We start from the raw sequence: 2,586 nt of genomic DNA, 5'->3' as shown, positions 1-2,586 counted from the left end.
GGGTGGTACGCGTCAGTTCTGTCGTGTCGGTGGTGTGCTCGGTAGCAGCCCGCCGCCGCCACCGCCGCCACCGGGACGTCCGCCGCCGCCGGGGAGCCCGCCTCCGCCGGGGTTGTTGCCGCCCTGGTCGCCCCCACCCGGGGTGCCGCCGCCGGGCGTGCCGCCGGGGCAGAACAGGCCGAGCGGGTCGCAGTTCGGGCCGCCGGGCTGGCCGGGCTCGTTCGCCGGCGGGGGCGCCTCGCCGTTGCCGGCGTCGTCCTTGCCGATGTTCGCCGCGGGCGGGAACTCTTCCTTGTCCTTGCCCTTGAGCGCGTCGTTCATGAAGCGCTGGAAGATGTCACCCGGCATCCGGGCGCCACTGATGTCCCGGCCGTCCTTGTACTTGATCGCCTTGCGGTCCTTGACGTTTCCGACCCAGACGGCGGTGGCGAGCTGCGGCGTGTAGCCGATCATCCAGGCGTCACCGTTGGCGGTCGTCTTGTCGTTGAGTTCCCAGGTGCCGGTCTTCTCGGCGACCTGACGGCCGTCCTCGAGCTTCTTGTTGATCTGGCCCGGGTACTGCTTCAGCACGGAGGTGACGTCGGCGACGATGTCCTTGTCGATCCGCTGATCCCCCTTGAGTTTCTCCGCGCCGACCAGGTCCCACTTACCGGTGTCCGGGTTCTGCTTCTCCACCTTCCGGACGAAGTGCGCCTTGTGGTACATGCCCTGGTTGGCGAAGGTGGCGACACCGTTGGCGTGGTCGAGCACCGTGATCGGGTACTGGCCGTAGCCGAGGACGTGGAAGAACGGCGACGGCGCCAGATCCTTCGGGTCGGCCTTGGTCAGGTCGTGCGCCTTGGCGGGGTTGGTGTCGGTCTGCCACATGGTGGTGACGCCGGCCTGCTTGGCCATGTCGAGCACCTTGTCCGGCCCGATCTGTTCGGTGATGTAGTAGAACGGCACGTTCAGCGACTTCAGCGTCGACTGTTCGAGCGTGCAGGAGTCACCGCAGGTGACCCGGTCCGCGCCGGCGTTGCTGACCTTGAACTTGGTGCCCTTCGGCGTGAACGCCGAGCCCTTCCACCGGGACTTGAGCGAGATGCCTTCCTTCAGCGCCGCGGCGAGCGTGTAGATCTTGAAGCTCGAACCCGGCGAGTGCCCGCCGCTCACCACGCCGTTGTCGATGTTCTTCCCGGCGTAGTCGGTGCCGGTGCCGTTGTCGCCGCCGTAGTAGGCGAGCACCCGGCCGGTCTTCGGGTCGATGGCCACCACGGCAGCCATCAGGTTCGACGGCTGGCCGGCGAGCTCGGAGCCCTTCTTGGCCCGCTGGGCCGCGGCGAGCGCCGCCTCCTGCATCTTCCGGTTGATCGTCGTGGTGATCTTGTAACCGCCCCGGCTCAGCGCCTTGGAGCACAGAGGCTTCTTCTCGGTCGCCTCGGCCTCCTTGTCGGTGCAGAGCTTCATCTCGCGCAGTTCCTGCGAGACGTAGTTGACGATGTTGCCGTACGGGGTGTCGATGCCGAAGCCGCCGCCGCTGTTCTTCGACGGCTTCGCGATGTTCTTCGGGTACTCGGTGGGGTGCACCGGCATGTTGGGTGCATCGAGCCACTTCTCCGTGATCATGCCGTTGATCACGTAGTTCCACCGGTCCAGAGCGGCCTGCGGATTGATCGCCGGGTCGTAGCCCTGGTGCGTGGCGCTCGGCTCCGGCTGCTTGATCAGTGCGGCGAGCACCGCGGCCTCGGCTACGGTCAGGCTCTTGACGTCCTTGCCGAAGTAGGTCCGTGCCGCCGCCTGGATGCCGTACGCGCCCCGGCCGAAGTAGATGACGTTCAGGTAGTGCTGCATGATCACGCGCTTGTCGTACTTGTCGTTCAGCTTGGAGGCGAGGATCGCCTCCTTCACCTTGCGGCCGTACGTGTCCTGGTTCAGGTTCTCGAACGCGTTGCGCGCGTACTGCTGGGTGATGGTCGAGGCGCCCTGCTTGTCGCCGCCGGTGAGGTTGTTCCACGCGGCGCGGGCGATGCCCTTGTAGTCCACACCGGAGTGCTTGTAGAAGTTCCGGTCCTCCGCCGCGGCGACCGCGTGCTGGACGTGCTCCGGGATCTGGTCGATGGTGACGAGCTGCCGGTTCTGGTCGCCGATCCGGGCGATCGCGGTGCCCGTCGAGTCGTAGATGGTGGTGGACAGCGGCGGAATGGTGTCCTCCGGGAGCACCACCTTGGTGGAGTACCAGGTGAAGCTCACCACGCCGATGCCGGCGAGCATGATGAACACGGCGAAGCCGGCGATCAGGATGTTGATCCGGCGGCGCTTCTTGGCGCGCGCCGGGTCCTCACCGCGGCCACGCCGGCCGGGACCGAGCGGACCGCCGGGGCCGCCAGGGCCGGCGGCGCCTGGTACCCGGGCGCGGCCACCGACTGCTGCCGCGCCGACGCTCGCGCGTCCGCCCACGCTCGCACGCCCGCCCACGCTCGCCGCGCCCACGCTCGCCGCGCCCACCGAGGCCCGCCCGGCCGGAGCGGCCGGGGACACCGGCACCGACGCCCGGCCGGCGCGCCCGGAGGCGCCGGGAGCCGGCGAGACGGGCACCGAGGCGCGGCC

At 68.9% G+C, this 2,586-nt stretch carries 1 protein-coding gene; it reads right to left on the bottom strand.

Annotated features, from left to right (window positions below; genetic code table 11):
- Window positions 1-12: 12 nt before the first annotated feature.
- A partial coding sequence (locus tag ACPCK6_RS29500; RefSeq protein WP_423482844.1) for a transglycosylase domain-containing protein occupies window positions 13-2,586 on the bottom strand: 2,574 nt, incomplete at its 5' end.

This window comes from Micromonospora sp. AB353 (assembly GCF_049538395.1).
Taxonomy (GTDB): Bacteria; Actinomycetota; Actinomycetes; order Mycobacteriales; family Micromonosporaceae; genus Micromonospora; species Micromonospora aurantiaca.
This window is presented reverse-complemented; position numbering and strand designations above follow the sequence as displayed.